The following is a 19,884-nucleotide window of genomic DNA, read 5'->3' as shown; positions in this document are numbered from 1 at the left end:
CCTCCCTTCCTTTATATATTTTGTAATGTTTTTCTTAGTTCAACTATCTTTATAGCAATTTCCATAACTTGTACATCTACCTCTTTCGCATTTGAATTATCATTAGACTTTCCATTTTCTAATTCTTTTTGCTTCTTCAATAAATTATCTATATCATTTTGAAGCTTATTTCTTTTTATTTGTTTAACTATTTCTTCTATACTCTTTTTGTCATTAATATTAATATTTTCTATCTTCATACTATACAAATTCAAAAGATAATCTTCGGATAAGTTTAAACTTTTTAATTTGTCAATAGTTATTTTATCCATTTCTTCATTTTTAATTATAAATTTTAAAATTTCTTTATTTTCACTTAATGTAAAATCATTTTCATCTAATTTTAAAATTAATAATCTTCTTATTTCTTTTTCTTCTAAAAGCAATCTAATTAATGTTTTTTCTATAATTTCATTTCCATTATTTATTATAGTCGGTCTTTTATATGCATTTTTATCTATTTGAACATGTCTATCATTTTTAAGCTTTGGATTATAATTAGATTTATAACTCTTTCCATAGACTTCTTTTTTTAAGGATTCTACACCTATTTTACTTTCTGAGCTTAAAAAGTTTATATAATAATCTATATCAACTGGACTTTTTAAACCTTTTATTATCTTTGTAGACTCTTTAGTAAACTTTAATCTTTGTTCATCTTTAGACAAATCATAGTTTTCTTTACATTTAACTATTTTATATCTAATATAGTGAACAGCATCTGCTATGGATTTTTGGTACCCTTCAAGACCATATTTTCTTATAAACTCATCTGGGTCTTTTACATCTTTTAAATTTAAAACTTTAACATTTATACCTACGCTAGTTAATATATCTATAGCTCTTAGCGTGGCCTTAACCCCTGCATCATCTGAGTCATAAGAAATTACAACTGTATCTACATATCTTTTTAATAAATTCCCTTGATCTATCGTAAGGGCTGTTCCAAGTGTAGCACACACATTTCTTATTCCATATTGATACAATGAAATCAAGTCCATATATCCTTCTACTAGAATTACAGTTCTATCAGTTATATTTTTTCTAGCAAAGTTAAGACCATATAAATTATACTTTTTATTAAATGCTAGTGTGTCTGGTGAGTTTAAGTATTTAGGAAGTGAATCATCAAGAACTCTTCCTCCAAATCCTATAACATTTCCTCTATAGTCAAATATTGGAAATATAACTCTGTTTATGAACCTGTCATAATATTTGTTTCCATCTTTTTTATATGTAACGAGACCGCATTCAACAAGTGTTTCTTTATCATATCCTTTACTAATTAAATATTCCATAAGATTAGTCCATGCCTTAGGTGCATATCCTAAACCAAACTTCTTTATGATTTTGTCATCAAGACCTCTTCTTCTTAAATATTCATACCCATAATTTTTTTCTTTAATTAAATTTGAAAAATAATATCTGGCAGCTTCTGTATTTATGTCTTGAATCTTCTTAACCTTTTCCATCCTAATTTTGGATTGCTCATCCATATTTGTGTTTATTTCTATTCCACAATCTTTGGCTAACAATTTGACCGCATCCATAAATTCAAGATTTTCTATCTTCATAACGAAGTTTATTACATCTCCACCTTCTCCACATCCAAAACATTTATATATTTGCTTTGATGTATTTATGTAAAATGAAGGTGTTTTTTCCCCATGAAATGGGCATAATCCTTTGTAGTTTATTCCCGATTGCTGTACTTTAATGTAGTCTGATATTACCTTCACTATATCAGATCTGGATTTAATTTCTTCTATTATATCTTTTATATCATTCATATTATCACCTTCTGGTGTAATTTTTTTAACATTACTATTTTACAACATATTAGAAATTTGTCAAATATTCATTATACATAATTCGACTTTTTTTATTCAATTCCTTCTTTTTTATCTAATTTTATTTTTCAATTTAGCAAATTAAAAATATCACTTTACTATTTTGTATAATTAACACAAATTCAATACTATTTTTTTAATTTTCACAAATTTATTTTTAAAAACAAAAAATAAAAGAGGCTTAAAGCCTCTTAATTTTTTATAATTTTTTTATACTTTCCATTAAATCTTTAAACTCTTCAAAATGAAGAGATTGAGGACCATCCGATAAAGCTTCACTCGGATTAGGATGAACTTCAACCATTATACCATCTGCTCCTGCTGCTAGTGAAGCTATAGACATTGGTTTAACTAAATATCTAACTCCAGTTGCATGGCTAGGATCTACTATAACAGGAAGATTTGTTTCTTTTTTTATTATAGGTACTGCTGCTATATCTAATGTGTTTCTAGTATAATCATTATATGTTCTTATTCCTCTTTCACACATTATGATCTTATTGTTTCCACCTATTGCAATATATTCAGCTGCCCCTATCCATTCTGTTATTGTAGAGCTTATACCTCTTTTTAACATTACAGGTTTATCTTGTTTACCTACTTCACTTAAAAGAGTAAAGTTTTGCATATTTCTAGACCCTATCTGAATTACATCTGCTACTTCATATAACTTATCTAAATCTCTAGCATCCATAAGCTCAGTTATAACAGGTAAGTTAGTTTCTTTCTTTACAGCTTTTAAAATTTCTAGTCCTTCTTCTTTTAAACCTTGGAAAGATTTTGGAGATGTTCTTGGTTTAAAAGCTCCACCTCTTAACATGTTTGCTCCATTTGATTTTATAAATTTTGCAGTTTCTAAAAGTTGTTCATAACTTTCTATAGCACAAGGCCCTGCCATTATAATTTTATCATTTGGTATTTCTAAATTCTCAGTTATATTTATATTTAAATCATTACTAAATAGATTTTTCATTACCTATAAACTCCTTTACTTCTTCTCTTTCCTCAGTCGTCAAAGATTTTAGGTATTCATTTATACTTATATTATCTATTTTTAGTTTATCATTTAAATCTATAAGTGGTATCAATACAAATGCTCTTTCCTTTATTCTTGGATGAGGAATTTCTAAATTTTCTTCTTGTAAAATTATATCATTAAAAAATAATATATCAACATCTATTGTTCTTGGCCCCCATCTGATTTTTCTTTCTCTGTTTAAATCTTTCTCTACACCCTGACAAGCATTTAAAAGTTCATACGGATTTAAGCTTGTCTCTATTTCAATACACATATTCAAAAAATCTGCTTGCTCTTTATACCCCCAAGCTTTTGTTTCATAAAGCTTTGACTTTTTAGTTATATTTATGTTTGGATTAGAATTTAAAATTTTTAAAGCTTCATTTATATATCTTATTCTATCTCCTATATTAGTTCCTAACCCTAAATAAGACTTACTCATCTCTACTTCTCCTTATCTCAACTCCAAAGTAATCATAAATACCCGGAACAGGAGCTTCTGGTTTTTTCACTCGAACCATAACCTCTTGAATTAATCCAAACTCACCTAAAACTTCTTTAGATATGTTCTCAGCTAAGGCTTCTAGTAAGTTAAATCTTTTATTCTCTACTATTTTTTTTACTAACTCATATACATCACCATAACTTACAGACTTTTCCATTTGATCAGTTAAGCCTGCTTCTTTTGTATCTAGATATAACTCCATATCTATAAAAAACTTTTGTCCTAATACACTTTCTTCTTTAAAAACTCCATGATAGCCATAAAACCCCATATTGCTTAATAATATTTTATCCATTTTATACCTACCTTCTGCATATAGCATCTGCCACTTTTATCGCTCTTATATTTTCTAATACATCATGTACTCTAACAATATCTACTCCAGATTTAATTCCTAATACGGTAGTTGCTATAGTTCCTTCCACTCTATCTTTAGGTTCTAAATCTAAAATTTTTCCTATCATAGACTTTCTTGATGTACCTAGAAGAATTGGATATCCTAGATCTTTTAATTCATCTAGCCTTGCCATAACCTCTATGTTTTGTTCTAATGTTTTTCCAAATCCTATACCTGGGTCTAGCACAATTTTTCTATCATCTATTCCAGCACTTTTAGCTATTTTTATACTTTCTATTAAAAATTCCTTAATAGATTCCATTATATCTTTATCATAATCTGTTCCATCTTGATTATGCATTATACATACATGCGCATCATGTTTTGCTATAACACTTGCCATATTTGGATCTTTTCTAAGCCCCCAAACATCATTTATCATATCAGCACCTAACTTTAAAGTTTCTTCTGCTACAATAGCTTTATATGTATCTACAGAAACTTTAACATTTAGCTGTTTTTTTAATTCTTTAACAACCGGTAAAACTCTTCTCAATTCTTCTTCAGCATCTACTATTTGGTGTCCGGGTCTAGTTGATTCTCCACCTAAATCTATTATATCTGCTCCACTATCTATCATTTCTTTGGCATGATTTAAAGCTTTTTCTATACTTGTATAACTTCCTCCATCTGAAAAACTATCTGGAGTAACATTTAAAATTCCCATTATATAAGTTTTTTTGCCATATTCAAACATCTAACCGCTCCTATCTCATGTTAATTAAGCTCATAGCTTCTGCTCTTGCAGCTATGTTCTTTTCAAATATACCTCTTACTGCTGAAGTTATAGTTTTAGATCCTGGTTTTTTTACACCTCTCATAGTCATACACATATGTTCAGCTTCAACTACAACTATAACTCCATATGGTTTTAATTCTTCCATTATAATGTCTGCTGTATCTTTAGTTATTCTCTCTTGAAGTTGAGGTCTTTTTGCTAGATCCTCAATTACTCTAGCTAATTTAGAAAGACCCGTTAATCTACCATCTTTAGGTAGATAAGCAACATGTGCTTTCCCAAAGAATGGAACTAAGTGATGTTCACAGCAAGAATAAAAAGGTATATCTTTAACTAAAACTAATTCTTCATGTTCTTCAGATTGGAAAAGTATTTTTAAATGATCTCTAGGGTCTTTATGTATTCCTGAAAATATCTCTTCATACATTTTGGCAACCCTACTTGGGGTATCTATTAATCCTTCTCTATTTGGATTTTCACCTATCGCTTCTAAAATATCTCTTACAGCATTTTCTATTTTTTTCTTATCTACATTATGCATATAATTGTCCCCCTTAAAATTAGTAATTATTTTTCACATCTAATCTTTTTTAAATACATATTCATATACTTTTTTAAGATTATTATAGTTATAGTCTTTATACACGTTTTTTGACAATTCAAATAATTTTTTTTCATTTTCACTTAAATATTTAAATATTTTTTTATCCTTAGGCATCCATTTGCCACTTATAATAAAGTATCCCTTTATTATATCTTTTAGATATATATTAGTCAAAAACTCATATTCATAATTTTCAAAATCATCTTTTTTCTCTAACCTAGATATATTCTCTAGTATAGTGTTTTCCATTACAAGGATTTCTTCATTAGATAATTTTTTAGGACCTTCATTATATTTTTCTTTAGATAAGTAAATTAGTTTATCAGATATATTTTTTTTATCATATATAACTTTTGCATTTCTCATTTCATTTATAAAAAAGTATTCTTTATTCTCTATCATAAATTCAATATATCTTTTAGAAAATTTATTAATATCAAATTCTACGCCATTAAATTGTTCTTGTTTTCTAATTTGATTTTCATTTTGTTCAGAAACTATAAAAAGATCTATATCTGTTATATTTTCGATATTTTTTTTATTGTATATATCTTTACTTGATCCTACTAAAAATATAGCTATTGTATTTTCATCATCTTTAATATTTTTTATTTTTTGTTCATAGGTTTTGATAAAGTTTTTAATCATTAATTTTGCTCCATATTTTTTCAAAAATATTATTAAAACATTCGAATTTTATTTTATTTATTTGACTTACTTTCATAACTCCCATTAAACTATTACTTAAAAAGCAAAACTCGAATTTTTCTATATCCGTTATTTTTATATCACATTGTTCTATATTAATTTTTAGTTCTACACATAACTCCATAATCCTTCTTTTCATAGTTCCATTTAAGATAGGTAGTCTTTCATGTGGAGTATATATTTTACCTTCTTTTATAAAAAATATATTACTCATAGAACACTCTAAAATCCTACCATAACAATCTGTAAAAATAGCATCATCACATCCATTATCAGCTGCAAACTTTTTAGTATATATACTTTCAAAGTAATTAGTAGTTTTATGTCTATATATTATGCTATCTCCTCTTGTTATAGGAGATATGCACAGCTTAAATCCTCTGTTGTATATTTCTTGATTGTAAACAATATCTCTAGTTGACAAATTGTACCCTTCATCAAACATAGTTAATCTAAGTGCTTTGTTGTTTATTTTTTCACATTCTATATATTCTATTATTTTTGTTTCTATAAAACTTCTACTTTCATTTATATCTAAATCCAAATCATTTATAGATTTAAACATCCTATCTAAATGTAAACCTAAGTACATGGGATGCCCATCTTTAATTTTTATGGTTTCAAATACTCCAATTCCAAATTTAGTTAATTGACTGTTAAATGATACATTATTCTTCATAATATCCTCTAACTGCTTTCATTATAGATTTAGCTTTATCTAATGTTTCTTGGTATTCTTCTTCTGGATTAGAGTCCCATGTTATTCCTCCACCAACTTGGAAAAATATATTTTCATCTTTTTTAATTAAAGTTCTTATAGCAATATTAAAATCCATATCTCCATTAAACCCTATATATCCAACTGAACCAGTATATACATTTCTCTGTGTAGGTTCTAATTCATCTATTATTTCCATAGCTCTTATTTTAGGTGCTCCAGTTATTGACCCTCCAGGGAATGTTGCCTTTATAATATCTGTACTACTTAAAGAATCTTTAAGCTTCCCAGTTACCGTAGATACTAAATGACTAACATTTGCATAAGGTTCTATAACAAATAACTCAGGTACCTTAACTGTTCCTATTTTAGATACTTTTCCTAAGTCATTTCTTTCTAAATCTACTATCATAAGTAGTTCAGCCTTATCTTTTTCACTGTTTCTTAATTCTTCTTGAAGTCTAGTGTCTTCTTCTACTGTTTTCCCCCTAGGTCTAGTTCCTTTTATAGGTCTTGCTTCTATAGTGTTATCTATACATTTAATAAATCTTTCTGGTGAGTTTGATAAAACTTGATAGTTTTCAAAATTTAAGAAAGCAGCAAATGGAGCTTTACTTACATCACGTAATCGCTTGTATAATTGATAGCTAGATAAATTAGTTTTGCCTGAAAATCTCTGAGTTAGATTTGCTTGATATATATCACCTTGTTTTATGTAATCTCTAACTTTTTCTATTGCATTTATGTACTCACTTTTTTTAAAGTTAGAACTTAATTTAACTTCGTCTATTTTTTCATTTTTATCAAATTCTAAATCTTTTTTATTCGCATTTAAAATTTTCATCTGTATATCTTTTAATATATTAGACTCTATTTGTTCATCAATACCAGGAGTTGCTATAAAAGTCTTATTCAGTAAATGATCTACAACTATTACAAAATTATAAAATCCAAAATATAAATCATATACATCGGTATCATCTATAGCTGTTCTTGGCAATTTTTCTATATAATTTCCTATATCATAAGATAAGTACCCTACTGCTCCTCCTATAAACGGAATTTCAGTATTATTTTCAACCTTATATCTATCTAATTTTTCTTTTAATTTATCCAAAGGATTTTCCTTGCAATTTTTTAGCTTTATACAATCAAATGGTCTTGAGCTTATAAATGAGTATCTTCCCAATTTTTTTTCATCCATACCACTATCTAATATAAAACTGTCTTTTTCATCTTTAAATAAAGTATATATTTCAAATGCATTTAGATCTGTATAAATTTCTTTTAACATCTATTTGACCTCCTCATTCCCTCTAAATTGATTTATAAAATTTCTTAATATATCATGTCCTTGCTCAGATAAAATAGCTTCTGGATGGAACTGGACACCTTCTATATGGTAATTTTTAGATCTAACTCCCATAATTTCTCCATCTTTTGTTTTTGCTGTAACTTCTAACTCATCTGGCAATGAACTTTCATCTATTATTAGAGAATGATACCTAGTCACATTCAACGGATTTTTCAAATTTCTAAATACACCTTTATTGATATGTTCTATAGGATGCACCTTTCCATGTACAGGCTCATTAGCTTTGATTATATTTCCTCCAAACGCATGTCCTATTATCTGATGTCCTAAGCATATTCCTAAAATTGGTTTAATTCCTTTAAAGTAATTTACTAAATCAACACATATACCCGCCTCTTTAGGAGAGCAAGGTCCTGGTGATAAAACAATAATCTCAGGATCTAGATTTTCTATATCCTTTATAGTTATTTCATCATTTCGTTTTACTATGATTTCTTCTCCTAGTTCACCTAAAAACTGAACTAAATTATAAACAAAAGAATCATAATTATCTATCATTAATATCATAAAATACCCCCTCCATCTCAACAAACTTCATAAAATTTATTTATTTTTTATTTTTTTTATTTTTCTTACAAGTTAATTATATCTTTGTTAAGAAATCCATGTCAATATAGTCGTTTTTGGTGAAATTATTGGTAATATGTTGAGTATATTTATTTTGCTTAATCAAAAACTAGTATTGATATACTTACTAATTTATACATTATCAGGAGGCTTTGCAATGAATAAATATATTATAATAAGATCTGATACAAAATCAATATCTTCACCTATGTCTAAAAAAGAAGCCTTAAAGACTATGAAATCTTATGACAGACAAGGCATATCATCTTTAATAATATATGAAAATAAAGAAATCAATTTAAACTTTTCTAAAGTTAGATAAATTAAAAAAGGAGCTTAACAGCTCCTTTTACTCCATCTATAACCTACGTTATAATATTTTTCTTTCTTTCCTTTTTTACTTCTAGTTTCTATAAGTTCATTTATCTTGTCAACGTATTTATCATCATTAGTTAACCTGATTAAACTAGTTAGATAATATGCATTTGTGCTTTTTGGTATCTTTTTATTTATGACTAAGTCTATAGCCTTTTTAGCTGCGTTAAAGTTTTTTAAATGTGTATGTCCTTCTTCAAATGTTTTCTTAGTGTTATAAGCTATATAACCTTCTTTAACTTGAAATATAATGAATTCTTTTTTTTCAAATACTTTGTTATACATACACTTCATCCTTTTTAGAAATAGTCTTATTATATAATATTAAAATTTCTAAAAAAGTGAATCAATTTTTAATTTTTTATATTAAATTTATTTTATTCATAAAGTTCTGACACGGTTACAAATTTATAACCTCTTTTTTGCATTTCAGGTATAAATATATCTAGAGCTTCTACAGTGTTATTTGTAGCATAATCATGAAGTAAAATTATATCTCCATTTTCAACATTATTTATTATTTCATTTGCTATATTATTAGCTCCTGGATTTTTCCAATCCTTTGCATCTACATGATCCCATAATACAACTTTATATCCGTGTTTTTCTGCTATTTTAGCTAACTCTTCCTTTTTAAAACTTCCATATGGAGGTCTAAATAAAGTTGGCTTTTTGCCAGTCATTTTAACTATTATTTCCTCGCATTTTAAAATTTCTTTTTCTAATTGATCATTTGATAAGTTTGAAATATCAGGATGATTAAAAGTGTGATTTCCTATCTCATGACCTTCTTTGCTAGCTCTAATAAGAGGTTTACTATACCAATTTGCGTGTTTTCCAGCTATAAAAAAAGTAGCTTTTACATCGTGCTTTTTCAATACATCTAAAACTTCATCAGTTTCTTTTGGGTGAGGGCCATCATCAAAAGTTATAGCTAAATATTTTTTATCCCTAGGCCCGTTTTTTATAAATACTTCTTCATTTTTTTCACAAAATGATACTTGAGTAATAGATATCATAAAAAATGCAGCTATTAAAATTATTGAGTACAGTCTAAATTTTTTATTTTTCATTTTTGTACTTCCTTTCATTATGTCAATTATTCACTAAAAAAGTTTTGAGTGTAATATAATTTATAATGTCCTCCAAAACTAACTCCTACTCCTATATTTTTATAGTCACCTAAAATATTTTTTCTATGCCCTATAGAGTTCATTAATGCCTCATGAGCATAAATAGCATTTATTTGCCCTGCAGCTATATTTTCACCAGCTAAGCTGTATCTTATGTGTTCTTTTTTCATTCTATCAAAAGGACTTTGTCCTTTTTTATTTTCATGATCAAAATAGTTTTTGTCTCTCATATCCTCGCTATGTTTTAGCGCACTAACACTAGCTTTAGAGTCAAAACTTAATCTATTTAAATTTTCTCTATCTCTAACACTATTTATAAGGTCTATAGTTTGTTTTTCAAAACTAAGTTTTAACTCCTCACTATATTTAGGGTAAATATCTTTTGAACTTTCTTCAATATACTTGTCTATAACTTGATATGATGTAACTTTACTTTCATTGTATAAATCATAAAATACAGTAATATATTTATTATCTTCTATAAAAATATCAAATTGATCTCTAGAATCAATCATAAATTTAGTATTTCCTTTTTTCTTATATTCTATTGATTTATGATTTTCTCTAGTAAAATCAATACTATCTCCGAGTTTTATTCCATTTATATCAGATGAGTCTATAGAGTTGCTATAAAGAGCTACTACTTTTTGATTTTTTATTCCTACCATAGAAAAATTGTTTTTAACATTGTTGTATACATACCAATCAAAGCCATACTCACTTATATCTTTTCTATTAGGATTTCCAATTTTGTTTATTACGCTTTCTTCTGTATCTCCAATTTTAATTTCCATATATCTTTTTATGCTCGTGTCATTTAAAGATACAACAGCTTTTACATCTTCATTTTGACTTGTATCTCTAACTTCTTCATTTTGTTTAAAATTCAAATCAAAATCAATCTTGGTTTTATCTATAAATATACATATCGTTAATATAAATATCATTAAATATAATAATTTTTTCAAACAATCACTTCCTCGTTATAATAACTATTTGTAACGTTTTTTAATTATATACATTTATTTATATTTATATTCTTCTTTAGCAAATAAAGTAATCATAAAATTTATTTTTACTTTGTAAACTATGCAAGCTATTTCATTGATTATAATTTACTTAAACGAAAAAATAGACTAGCCTCTAAATCTGCTAGTCTATTTTATACTTGAGATAAGTTCATCTAAACTTTTGTTAAAAATACTTGGCTTATCAAACTTCCAATTTCCTTGATAAGATATTTCATCATTTATATAAAAAGTTCCAAATCCATGTCTTTTACCGTGTTTAAATTCACCTACGTATCTTTTATTATCTGGCCATGTGTAAACACCTTGACCATGAGGTAAATTATTCTTAAACTCGCCTTCATATATTATAAATCCATTATAATCATAACAAGTTCCTATTCCTTCCATTTTGCCATGTTTAAACTCACCTATATACATACCACTATCTTTCCATGTATATATCCCATGCCCTTCTTTTTTACCATGTTTCCAATTACCTAAATATTCATCATCACTTGAATAAATCATTTTTCCTATACCTTCCATTACATCATCTTTCCATTGACCTATATACAAGCACTTATTAGGTAATTCACATACTCCATTTCCATTTTTCATATCATCTTTAAAATCGCCTACATATTCAAGTTCACTTCCATCATCTTGTAAAAAAATATATGTTCCTTTTCCTGTCATTTGTCCATCTATTAATTTGCCTATATATTTATCTCCATTATAGAATGTATGTATTCTACCGGAAGCTTTTTCACCAAAATTATCTGTATTAGGTACATGTATGCCTTGCCCATTTTCTAATGCTAGTACCTCTTGTTTGCAGTGCGATGATTTTTTTAATCTAAACTTATTAAAAAAACTTATACGCTTAACTTCTTTTTCTATGTTATGTACAGTTTTTTTGTATATTTCTATTAAGTCTTTGTTATTTACTTCTGCATTCATATAACTACCCCACCACTTCCAAATTACATTTTTTCATGTTTAATATTATTATATATTAAAATTCTACTTTTTTTCTATAGTTTCACTAAATTTTAGTCTTTTAAATAAACAAAATAAAACAAAGAACACGCAAAAACGCATACTCTTTGTTTTATTTTTCGATCTTAATTTAATTTTTTCTAGTAATCCGCTCTAAATTTTTTACGTACAAATAAAAATTTACACTGTAGAAACTATTATGTATATATTTTATAGTCAACCCGAATTAAACAAATCTAGATATTGTTAAGTGATGATTCTATACATCACATAATCTATTTTATCTTTATTTTTATTTTTTATACATAATTTATAAATATTTTTCTTTAAATCCTCTACCTTTAACTTCATTTACATCATTTACTGATATAAATGCTTTTTTATCATGTTCTAATGCTATCTCTTTAATCTTAGGAATCTCATTAGAAGAAACTATACAGTATATTATTTGTTTTTTCTCATGAGTGTAAGCCCCCTCAGCTTCTATTAACGTAACCCCTCTTATAAGATCTTTCATTATACATTTAGCAATTTCTTCACTTTTACTAGAAATTAGCATCACTGATTTTTGATTATTCATCATATCTTTTACTATATTCATAGAATATACATTTAGAAACATTGCAATTAAAGTGTACATAGCTAGTTCTAATCCAAATAAGCTAGCTCCGATACAAACTATTAAAAAGTTCATGAAAAGCCCAGTATCTTTCATCGCAATATTTTTCTTTACTTTCAAAATGGCTGCTATTATATCTGTTCCACCTAATGATGACTTAGCTTTAAATACGATTCCTAATCCTACTCCACCTAGTATACCTCCGTATACAGTTTGTAGTAATACATCATTTACAGGTATATAGTGCCCTATATTTTGAGTTATACCTAATATAAAAGAAAATAAAATCATGTTGATTAAACTCGTTATACAAAATTCTTTTTCCAAGAAAATAAATCCTAATATAAATATAGGTATGTTAATTAAAAATGATAATACCCCTATATTCATATGAGTTACAAAGTTTAATGCAACTGATAATCCAGCAACCCCTCCACCTAGTAAGTGTGCTGGTTTTAAAAATCCATTTATTCCTATCGAGGAAATAGTTATTCCAAGTATTATAACTAGGTATCTAAGCGCGATGTTTTCTTCTAATGTGTTGTTAACCTGACTCATTATAATTCTCCCTTCAAAATCAGTTAATGTATAATATTATTTTAAAAAGTTTATTAGTATAGGTATTAGTATTACCGTTATTGTTCCTGATATCCCTATAGCTAATCCGCTCATTGCCCCTTCAATTTCTCCTAATTCTAAAGCTTTAGTAGTTCCTAGAGCATGTGATGCTGTTCCTAATGCAATACCTTTTGACACTGGATGCTTAGTGTTTATAAATTTAAATATAGGTGTAGCTATCATAGCTCCTACTATACCCGTTAAAATTATAGCAACAATAGTTACAGACTCAATTCCTCCTAATGTAGAAGTTAAAGAAATTCCCATAGGTGTAGTTATAGATTTACCTAATAATGAGTCCATTATTAATTTATTAGAATTTGTTAACCTACTTATGACTACAATACTTGCAAATGAAACTAAAACACCTGTTGTTATTCCTATTATAATTTCATGTAAATGTTTCTTTAATAAATCATATTGTTTATATAGAGGTATTGCTAATACTATAGTTACAGGTGATAAGAAAAAGTTTATAGTATCTCCTCCTATTTTATAGCTTTCATATGAAATATGACTTAACTTTAAAAATAATATTATTCCTAAAATAGCTAGTAACAAAGGGTTGAATACAGCTAATTTTGTTTTCTTCTGAATATACACTCCTATACTGTAAAATACTATAGATACTACAATTCCAAATATAGGTGTCTGTAATACGTTATACATTTCCTTGTCCTTTCTTGCTCTTAATTTCTATCATTTTTTCAACAACGATAGCAGTTATAACCATAACTAAAGTAGTACTAATTATTATTGTAGCAGCTAAAACTATAATATTTGAACCAATTAAATCTAGTGAATTGATAAGAGACACCCCTGCAGGCACGAAAAAGATAGCCATGTTATCTAAAAAGAAGTTTCCAAGTTCTTCTATAGATTCGACTTTTATAATTTTAGATTTTAAGAGTACAAATAATATAACCATTCCTATTATACTTCCAGGTATAATAATTATATTTGATAAAAATGAACTAATGTATTCTCCTACAGCCCATATAGCTAGTATTAGAGCCAGTTGTCTTAGTAATTTCATTTATCTTCTCCTCTTTTTTTTGTAAAATTAAAGGGATATTTCCTACCCCCTTTAACTTCCATATATATATTACTACTATATGTTTATTTTTTCAAACCTAATTTTAGTATGTTTTACCCTAATTTTATCAAAATTTCCCCATTTTTATCTATATAGTTATTGTTATCTCCATCAATTATCTGTGCATATCCATTTTCAAAATCTGAAACTGATTTTAAGGTAGGAAGTATTTTTATTTTTCCTTCTTTATTTAAAAATCCCCATAGACCTCCTTTGGGTATACTCATACCCCTAGTAAGTGCATTTGAGCCTATATTAAATCTTGCTAAACCATCATTAAATTCACAAGCATAGTCAAATATAGGTTCGATAACGATTTCACCAGAGGTATTTACATATCCCCATTTATCATTTATACATATAGGAGCTAGCCCTTCACTAAATGATTTGGCTCTATCAAATTTAAAATCTATTATTTGTTCTCCATCTTTATTGACATAACCCCATTTGTCATTTAGCCTTACCCCTGCCAATCCTTGTGAAAAATCATTAGCTATATCAAATTTAGGCTTTATAATAAACTCTCCAGTTTTGTCTATATAACCGTATTTATTCTTAGTCTCAACTAAAGATATACCTTCTTTAAATTGATTTACATAGCTAAATGTAGGTTCTATTATAACTTCTCCTTTCTTATTTATGTAACCCCATCGTTTATTTATTTTCACTGATGCCATTTCCTCACTAAAATTTGATGCAGCTTCAAATTTTATGTCTATAACTTGGTTTAAACCTTTATCAAAAAAACCGTATTTTCCATCAATCTTAACTCTCGATAATCCTTCACTAAAATCCGATGCACTATCCAAATGTAAAAATATATTATTATACCCACTTTCATCCATGTATCCAAAAACCCATCTAACCGACTTTCCAATGCGTTTAATATACGTTACAATACAATACCCATCTCTAAATCGTTCTGATACATATTTAAATTTTGGTTTTATAACTATGTTATTATTTTTATCTATAAAACCATACTTTCCATCTCTTAGTATAGGAAGAAACAATTTTTTAGTTGGCATATATTACCTCCTTTTTTTTAATTATTAACACTTCTCTAATAATTAATATTATATTTTTTAATTTCCTATACTAATTTTCAAATATAAATAAATAATTTATAAAATTTAATGCTCTTATTACATAAATACCGTAATTATTTTCTTTAGACTTTTCATATCAAAATTGTTTTCTATATAAATAAGACTGTCAGTTTTCTAAATTTTTACTAAATATAATTTATTTAAATAAAAAAAAGAGTGCATAGCACTCTTATCTTTCTTTTAATATTGATTCTACTTGTGAGTTATTATACATACTATCTGGGTCTTCAGCTCTTAAACTATAGAATGTTTGTTGAGCCTTTTCTAAATCTCCTTGCTTATAATAAAGCATACCCATATTGTAATAACTGTCATCATAATAATTATCTGATGGCTTATACGTATTTACATATTTTTTATAATATTTTATAGCTTCTTCATTATGTTTAGTTTTTTCATTTAATTGAGCTAATTGGTATATAGCTTCTGATATATATTTCTTTGTTTTACCATTTTTAACTACTAATTCTAAATATTTTATAGCCTCTTCATTTTTCCCTTCTTTTTTAAGGTCCATAGCTTGGTTGAAAAGTTCTTCTTCATCTCCAACTATAACTTCAGATTTAGCTTGTTCTTCTTTTGTCTTATCAGTTTCCGTTTTAACTTCTTTTAACTCATCTTTTGTTTTATCTAGCTTTTCACTTGTTTCTGTTAACTTTTCTTCTTTTGCAGCTACTTGATCATTAAGATGATTCATCTTTTTCTTATTGTTTAAGTATAAGGCCCCAATTGCTAATACTAATACAGCTATTAATGTATATAATGGCATGTGACTTTTCTGTTTTTTTGGAGCTTCTTTCTTTTCTTCTTCTTTTTTAGGAGTTTTTACAATATCTTTTTCAAATAATAAGTTATCTTTATCAACTTCTCTTAACTTATCCATATACTCATTAGCTTTTTCATTATCACCTAATTTTTCATATATTAAGTGTAAAAGTAAATAAGGCTCTATAAGTTCAGGTTCTTCCGTTCTTATATTTTCAAGTATTTGTATACTTTCTTGGTATAATTCATTATTTACAAATCTTACAGCATGATTATATCTACTTAAAAATATATTAAATTCTTCTGAGCTTAATATATTTACATACTTCTTAGCTAATTCATTATTATCATAACATGAACTTTTATAAAAACTTTCAAATGCTTCATCAAAGTTACATTTTAAAAGTTTCAATAGACCTTTTAAATTTAAAATGTCTACATCTTTAGGATTTAATTCTAATGCTTCTTCTATTATATCAATAGCACTAGTCATAAATTTTCTTTGAATCATATTTAATGCTTCATTATACTTTTTATAAGATTCTAATTTTAATTCTCTAGTATCTTTTTTTTGTTTTTTAGTTTTATGTTTTAAGTTTAGTATAGTTTCATCTTTACTATTACTTGTTACATACGTTTTTTTAAGCGTTTTTAAAGTTTCATGTATTTCTTCATCATCTATGTTAAAAAAAGTAGTATCATTGCTATCTTCACTTATTAACGATATATCAATTATTTTTTTATGTAGATTTTTTATATCGTTTTCTATATTTAACCTTAAAATAATAATCACCCTCTCTCAAAAATATCATACTATTAAAATACCATATTAAATCAAATTAGTCAAAAGTATACATTTTTTTACAAAATCTAAATATAAAAAATAAAAGCGTGAATTCACGCTTTTATTAAACTTTATTTACACTATTTTCATCCACTTTATAAATTTCTTTTGAGTATGGATTTATTAGATAAACTTCTTTAGATTTAAAGAATCCTCTATTTACTACAGCATAATAATATATATCATTTTTCTTTCCAATAAATTTATTAACAACTTCTGGTTTATCTACATATTTTAATGATTTTTCTTTGTCTTCAATAGTTACATATTTAAACTTTTCATTTTTTTCACTTAATTTCTTTTCTAAGATACTTTGAGCTGTGCTTTTGCTTATAGTAAACTCTACAGTTCCATTTGATGCTGCTCTCCAGTGTCCATCTCCATATCTATTGTTATACGATTTTTGTTCATCTAGATATGAGTATACCTTTTTATTTCTAGGGTCAATTAAAAATTCATCTATTTTATCTTTACCAACAAATGTTTCAGCATAATAGTATTTACTACCATTTAACATTTGTTGGAATATATTAGCTTTTAAATCTGCTACGTCTATTCCACTTTTTTTAGATATTAACTGTATTACTTCTTCATTAGTCATATTATACATTTCTAAGTTCTTCTCAAACTCTGAAGACAATGCGTCTAACTCGTCATCATCTAAGTAATATTGCTTTAGATAATCTATGTATTCTAAAGCTTTTTGATAATTTCCATTTTTATTTTCTGTTTTTGCCATCTCTACATAATAATCATACATTTCTTTTATACATTCTTCTTTTTTATCCTGAGCCAATTCATAGTATCTTTTATCATCAGTTATAACTTTATCAAAATCTTCAATAGCCTCTTTGTACATTTTTTTGTTTTGATTTTCTACACCTTCGTTATAAACCTTCCTTGAATCTTCTATGACATCTATTTTTTTTGCATATACATATATCTCATTTTTTGATATCTTTAATGTTGATACTGCTTGTATATATCCCATTGCTGTATTGTAGCTTATTTTTTCTTGTAAATATAAATCATTTACTCGTTTGGCTTGATTAATTATACTATCGGTATCTATGTAAACTGTATCTAATTCGTTAATTATATTTATTAGCGAAATAAAGTAATCCTTACCTATCTCACCTTTTATATATTTATCTCCATATGTTACAAGTATTTTATTTACTTTCTTAGATAAGCTTTTACTAAGTCTATTCATTTTAGTGTCAGAAAACTCTTCTTTAATTTTATCATAGTACGATATTGCCTCTGAGTAGTTTCTTTTTTCTATGTACCCTACAAGTTTATTACTTTCACTACCTACGCTAAAATTATCAGCAGTAAACATTATAAATATTCCTATCAAAATTATGCCTAAAACAGTCAATGCAGATTTTATTATTATTTTATTGTTTCTATCTATAAATTCTACTATTTTTTCAAAAAAACCTTTCATAATCAATCTCTTACCTTCCTTTAACAGCAATATAAATGTTTTACTATTAATTATACCATATATATCTAGTATTAACTATATTTTCTAGTTTATATCAAAAAAACAACATATTATTTCAATGTTGTTTGTAATATAAAAACTATACTTATATCATCCTTACTATTATTAGTTGATAAAGTTTCTAAATATTTTTTGTATGTTTTTTTTAAATTATATTTAGTGAATACATTTTTTCTATACTGGTTTATAGTATACTTCAAATTATCATCTAAATCTTTATAAGTTCTAAAGCTATTTGTAAATCCATCTGAAAACAACACTATGGAATCAACATCCAATTTATTAACTTTTTCTATTTTTAAATCTATATACTTGTAAGCATCATCTAAATACATAGAATTCAAAACCCCTTTTACCTTACTTTCTTTTGTATACTCCACTAAATTAAACTCGTTATCATATTCAACGATGTTTCCATCTCCTATTTGCAAGTATAGTTTAATGTTGTTTGTTACTAAAACACCTATAAGGGTAGTTCCGTAAAGTACATAATCTATATCATAAACATTTGGAATTTTAGTTTTAAAGTGATCTATAACATATTCTCTCCATTTTTTTTGAATACTTTTTTCTATACTTTTATTTTCTTTTAATTCTTTAATACCTGTTTCTAAATTATCTCCATCTAAATTCTTTATATTATTGTACAAATCCGTTAATATATCAATACATGCATTACATGCAAATTCTGAACCTTTATAACTATATTTACATCTTCTTATTCCATGTCCATCACCTATTGCACAGATCACTCCATTTTCCAATTTTTTGTGAATTAAGTAATCCTGTGACCCTTTATTTTTAAGCTTGTTTTTGTATCCAACCGTACTGCTTGAAAATATATCGTATTTCATCCAACCCCCCCTTAACTTACTATTTATTATATTAGTGAACATAAAAAAAAGTACAGTGTACCCTGTACTTTTTAAGATATTTTTCTTTTTCTAATTGACTCTCTACTTCTAGTAGATCTTTTAGCTGGTTTAACAACTTGCTTTCGTCTTTGAGTTCTAGCACCAAATATTCTCTTGCTATCACATAAAACCCAGCATGGTGTTAGTGTTAAAACCATAGCCATAGTTAACATAATATAATATCTAAATCCTATGAATATCCCATTAAAAGCATTTACCAAAATTAAAACACTAATAATGCTTACAGATATTACAGATGATAATACAAAAATTCTCGAAATGTCTGAAAATGTTCTAGTAATTCTTGCCACTTTTTTATTTTTTCGGCTACTTTTCATGTTTATGCCCCCTAATTACAACAAATAATACATA

At 26.5% G+C, this 19,884-nt stretch carries 23 protein-coding genes; 1 reads left to right on the top strand and 22 read right to left on the bottom strand.

Annotation, left to right across the window (positions count from 1 at the left end; translation table 11 throughout):
• Positions 1–11: 11 nt before the first annotated feature.
• From dnaG to GFJ41_RS01890, 10 genes are all read right to left on the bottom strand, one after another.
• Positions 12–1,829: a DNA primase gene (gene dnaG / locus GFJ41_RS01935; protein ID WP_035117851.1), complete on the bottom strand. Its 1,818-nt coding sequence runs from the start codon at positions 1,827–1,829 to the stop codon at positions 12–14.
• Positions 1,830–2,088: 259 nt separating this feature from the next.
• The gene (gene aroF, locus GFJ41_RS01930; RefSeq protein ID WP_021432589.1) at positions 2,089–2,862 is read right to left on the bottom strand and encodes a 3-deoxy-7-phosphoheptulonate synthase; all 774 of its coding nucleotides are present in this window, start codon (positions 2,860–2,862) and stop codon (positions 2,089–2,091) included.
• A complete protein-coding gene (gene folK / locus GFJ41_RS01925) occupies positions 2,846–3,349 on the bottom strand; it encodes a 2-amino-4-hydroxy-6-hydroxymethyldihydropteridine diphosphokinase (RefSeq protein ID WP_021432588.1) in 504 nt (167 codons plus the stop codon). Before folK ends, aroF begins: the two co-directional genes overlap by 17 nt.
• Positions 3,342–3,707 carry a dihydroneopterin aldolase gene (folB, locus tag GFJ41_RS01920; RefSeq protein WP_053830929.1) on the bottom strand — a complete coding sequence of 122 codons (366 nt, stop codon included), beginning with the start codon at positions 3,705–3,707 and terminating at the stop codon, positions 3,342–3,344. Before folB ends, folK begins: the two co-directional genes overlap by 8 nt.
• A gap of 7 nt (positions 3,708–3,714) precedes the next feature.
• Positions 3,715–4,506 (bottom strand): dihydropteroate synthase, encoded by a 792-nt coding sequence (gene folP, locus GFJ41_RS01915; RefSeq protein ID WP_021428985.1) that lies wholly within the window; start codon positions 4,504–4,506, stop codon positions 3,715–3,717.
• Between the two features lie 10 nt (positions 4,507–4,516).
• Entirely contained in the window at positions 4,517–5,089 is a 573-nt protein-coding gene (gene folE / locus GFJ41_RS01910; RefSeq protein ID WP_035117847.1) for a GTP cyclohydrolase I FolE, read from the bottom strand.
• Between the two features lie 39 nt (positions 5,090–5,128).
• Positions 5,129–5,800: a hypothetical protein gene (locus tag GFJ41_RS01905; RefSeq protein ID WP_170074456.1), complete on the bottom strand. Its 672-nt coding sequence runs from the start codon at positions 5,798–5,800 to the stop codon at positions 5,129–5,131.
• Positions 5,793–6,539: an aminotransferase class IV gene (locus tag GFJ41_RS01900; RefSeq protein WP_170074455.1), complete on the bottom strand. Its 747-nt coding sequence runs from the start codon at positions 6,537–6,539 to the stop codon at positions 5,793–5,795. The genes GFJ41_RS01905 and GFJ41_RS01900 overlap by 8 nt, the downstream gene beginning before the upstream one ends.
• The gene (gene pabB, locus GFJ41_RS01895; RefSeq protein WP_035117841.1) at positions 6,529–7,872 is read right to left on the bottom strand and encodes an aminodeoxychorismate synthase component I; all 1,344 of its coding nucleotides are present in this window, start codon (positions 7,870–7,872) and stop codon (positions 6,529–6,531) included. Before pabB ends, GFJ41_RS01900 begins: the two co-directional genes overlap by 11 nt.
• Entirely contained in the window at positions 7,873–8,460 is a 588-nt protein-coding gene (locus tag GFJ41_RS01890) for an anthranilate synthase component II (protein WP_170074454.1), read from the bottom strand.
• Positions 8,461–8,677: 217 nt separating this feature from the next.
• Between GFJ41_RS01890 and GFJ41_RS01885 the strand changes: the two genes are divergently transcribed.
• Positions 8,678–8,842 (top strand): hypothetical protein, encoded by a 165-nt coding sequence (locus GFJ41_RS01885; protein WP_021429032.1) that lies wholly within the window; start codon positions 8,678–8,680, stop codon positions 8,840–8,842.
• Positions 8,843–8,856: 14 nt separating this feature from the next.
• Here the strand turns inward: GFJ41_RS01885 and GFJ41_RS01880 are convergent, their stop codons facing one another.
• From GFJ41_RS01880 to GFJ41_RS01825, 12 genes are all read right to left on the bottom strand, one after another.
• Positions 8,857–9,180 (bottom strand): hypothetical protein, encoded by a 324-nt coding sequence (locus tag GFJ41_RS01880; protein ID WP_021429202.1) that lies wholly within the window; start codon positions 9,178–9,180, stop codon positions 8,857–8,859.
• Positions 9,181–9,272: 92 nt separating this feature from the next.
• Entirely contained in the window at positions 9,273–9,968 is a 696-nt protein-coding gene (locus GFJ41_RS01875) for a polysaccharide deacetylase family protein (protein WP_035117837.1), read from the bottom strand.
• Positions 9,969–9,994: 26 nt separating this feature from the next.
• A complete protein-coding gene (locus tag GFJ41_RS01870) occupies positions 9,995–10,996 on the bottom strand; it encodes a CAP domain-containing protein (RefSeq protein ID WP_170074453.1) in 1,002 nt (333 codons plus the stop codon).
• Between the two features lie 189 nt (positions 10,997–11,185).
• On the bottom strand, positions 11,186–11,998 hold the full coding sequence (locus GFJ41_RS01865; protein ID WP_035117835.1) for an MORN repeat-containing protein: 813 nt from the start codon (positions 11,996–11,998) through the stop codon (positions 11,186–11,188).
• 349 nt (positions 11,999–12,347) lie between these two features.
• Positions 12,348–13,214, bottom strand: coding sequence for a YitT family protein (locus tag GFJ41_RS01860; RefSeq protein ID WP_035117833.1), 867 nt, complete (start codon positions 13,212–13,214; stop codon positions 12,348–12,350).
• Between the two features lie 36 nt (positions 13,215–13,250).
• On the bottom strand, positions 13,251–13,943 hold the full coding sequence (locus tag GFJ41_RS01855; protein ID WP_021429213.1) for an LrgB family protein: 693 nt from the start codon (positions 13,941–13,943) through the stop codon (positions 13,251–13,253).
• On the bottom strand, positions 13,936–14,310 hold the full coding sequence (locus tag GFJ41_RS01850; RefSeq protein WP_021432575.1) for a CidA/LrgA family protein: 375 nt from the start codon (positions 14,308–14,310) through the stop codon (positions 13,936–13,938). Before GFJ41_RS01850 ends, GFJ41_RS01855 begins: the two co-directional genes overlap by 8 nt.
• A 113-nt stretch (positions 14,311–14,423) precedes the next feature.
• Positions 14,424–15,398, bottom strand: a complete 975-nt coding sequence (locus GFJ41_RS01845) for a WG repeat-containing protein (RefSeq protein WP_052169263.1) — start codon at positions 15,396–15,398, stop codon at positions 14,424–14,426.
• Positions 15,399–15,648: 250 nt separating this feature from the next.
• Positions 15,649–17,037, bottom strand: a complete 1,389-nt coding sequence (locus GFJ41_RS19015; RefSeq protein ID WP_085281632.1) for a tetratricopeptide repeat protein — start codon at positions 17,035–17,037, stop codon at positions 15,649–15,651.
• Positions 17,038–17,152: 115 nt separating this feature from the next.
• Positions 17,153–18,538 (bottom strand): hypothetical protein, encoded by a 1,386-nt coding sequence (locus tag GFJ41_RS01835; RefSeq protein ID WP_035117831.1) that lies wholly within the window; start codon positions 18,536–18,538, stop codon positions 17,153–17,155.
• 110 nt (positions 18,539–18,648) lie between these two features.
• Positions 18,649–19,452, bottom strand: a complete 804-nt coding sequence (locus GFJ41_RS01830; protein WP_170074452.1) for a protein phosphatase 2C domain-containing protein — start codon at positions 19,450–19,452, stop codon at positions 18,649–18,651.
• A gap of 71 nt (positions 19,453–19,523) precedes the next feature.
• A complete protein-coding gene (locus tag GFJ41_RS01825) occupies positions 19,524–19,850 on the bottom strand; it encodes a hypothetical protein (protein ID WP_021432570.1) in 327 nt (108 codons plus the stop codon).
• Between the last annotated feature and the right edge of the window lie 34 nt (positions 19,851–19,884).

Origin of the sequence: Paraclostridium dentum (assembly GCF_012922555.1) — a bacterium.
In the GTDB taxonomy this organism is placed as follows: Bacteria; Bacillota; Clostridia; order Peptostreptococcales; family Peptostreptococcaceae; genus Paraclostridium; species Paraclostridium dentum.
The sequence above is the reverse complement of the archived record's forward strand: the minus strand, read 5'-3'. Positions and strand labels throughout refer to the sequence as shown.

What these genes read in the sequence shown, in the direction of transcription:
- GFJ41_RS01900 (WP_170074455.1), bottom strand. Translation starts at nt 6,539, where the DNA reads ATGAAGAATAATGTATCATTTAACAGTCAATTAACTAAATTTGGAATT.
- GFJ41_RS01865 (WP_035117835.1), bottom strand. Translation starts at nt 11,998, where the DNA reads ATGAATGCAGAAGTAAATAACAAAGACTTAATAGAAATATACAAAAAA.
- GFJ41_RS01890 (WP_170074454.1), bottom strand. Translation starts at nt 8,460, where the DNA reads ATGATATTAATGATAGATAATTATGATTCTTTTGTTTATAATTTAGTT.
- GFJ41_RS01830 (WP_170074452.1), bottom strand. Translation starts at nt 19,452, where the DNA reads ATGAAATACGATATATTTTCAAGCAGTACGGTTGGATACAAAAACAAG.
- pabB (WP_035117841.1), bottom strand. Translation starts at nt 7,872, where the DNA reads ATGTTAAAAGAAATTTATACAGATCTAAATGCATTTGAAATATATACT.
- folB (WP_053830929.1), bottom strand. Translation starts at nt 3,707, where the DNA reads ATGGATAAAATATTATTAAGCAATATGGGGTTTTATGGCTATCATGGA.
- aroF (WP_021432589.1), bottom strand. Translation starts at nt 2,862, where the DNA reads ATGAAAAATCTATTTAGTAATGATTTAAATATAAATATAACTGAGAAT.
- GFJ41_RS01850 (WP_021432575.1), bottom strand. Translation starts at nt 14,310, where the DNA reads ATGAAATTACTAAGACAACTGGCTCTAATACTAGCTATATGGGCTGTA.
- folK (WP_021432588.1), bottom strand. Translation starts at nt 3,349, where the DNA reads ATGAGTAAGTCTTATTTAGGGTTAGGAACTAATATAGGAGATAGAATA.
- GFJ41_RS01860 (WP_035117833.1), bottom strand. Translation starts at nt 13,214, where the DNA reads ATGAGTCAGGTTAACAACACATTAGAAGAAAACATCGCGCTTAGATAC.
- GFJ41_RS01880 (WP_021429202.1), bottom strand. Translation starts at nt 9,180, where the DNA reads ATGTATAACAAAGTATTTGAAAAAAAAGAATTCATTATATTTCAAGTT.
- GFJ41_RS01825 (WP_021432570.1), bottom strand. Translation starts at nt 19,850, where the DNA reads ATGAAAAGTAGCCGAAAAAATAAAAAAGTGGCAAGAATTACTAGAACA.
- GFJ41_RS01845 (WP_052169263.1), bottom strand. Translation starts at nt 15,398, where the DNA reads ATGCCAACTAAAAAATTGTTTCTTCCTATACTAAGAGATGGAAAGTAT.
- folE (WP_035117847.1), bottom strand. Translation starts at nt 5,089, where the DNA reads ATGCATAATGTAGATAAGAAAAAAATAGAAAATGCTGTAAGAGATATT.
- GFJ41_RS01885 (WP_021429032.1), top strand. Translation starts at nt 8,678, where the DNA reads ATGAATAAATATATTATAATAAGATCTGATACAAAATCAATATCTTCA.
- dnaG (WP_035117851.1), bottom strand. Translation starts at nt 1,829, where the DNA reads ATGAATGATATAAAAGATATAATAGAAGAAATTAAATCCAGATCTGAT.
- GFJ41_RS01835 (WP_035117831.1), bottom strand. Translation starts at nt 18,538, where the DNA reads ATGAAAGGTTTTTTTGAAAAAATAGTAGAATTTATAGATAGAAACAAT.
- GFJ41_RS01855 (WP_021429213.1), bottom strand. Translation starts at nt 13,943, where the DNA reads ATGTATAACGTATTACAGACACCTATATTTGGAATTGTAGTATCTATA.
- GFJ41_RS01905 (WP_170074456.1), bottom strand. Translation starts at nt 5,800, where the DNA reads ATGATTAAAAACTTTATCAAAACCTATGAACAAAAAATAAAAAATATT.
- GFJ41_RS01875 (WP_035117837.1), bottom strand. Translation starts at nt 9,968, where the DNA reads ATGAAAAATAAAAAATTTAGACTGTACTCAATAATTTTAATAGCTGCA.
- folP (WP_021428985.1), bottom strand. Translation starts at nt 4,506, where the DNA reads ATGTTTGAATATGGCAAAAAAACTTATATAATGGGAATTTTAAATGTT.